Here is a 247-nt window from a genome sequence, read left to right as displayed (position 1 = left end):
TTTTGGAGGCGAGCACTCAATATCAATAGGAACAATTAGAGCATTTAATGAAGTTTACCAAAATTTAACGGTTTTACACATTGATGCACATGCCGATTTAAGAAAATCATACGAAGGTACAGCATGTAACCACGCTTGTGCGGTATATGAAGCTAGCCAAAATACCAACTTAATTCAAGTAGGTATTCGTTCAATGGATGTTAAAGAAAAATCGGTAATGGATTTAGATAAAACATACTTTGCACAC

Annotated in this window: 1 protein-coding gene; it reads left to right on the top strand. The window is 34.8% G+C overall.

Annotated features, from left to right (window positions below):
- Positions 1-247: arginase family protein (locus tag FUA24_RS20985; RefSeq protein ID WP_187388355.1), on the top strand; the 247-nt coding region annotated here is incomplete at both ends.

It is taken from the genome of Seonamhaeicola marinus, assembly GCF_008085455.1.
The sequence above is the reverse complement of the archived record's forward strand: the minus strand, read 5'-3'. Positions and strand labels throughout refer to the sequence as shown.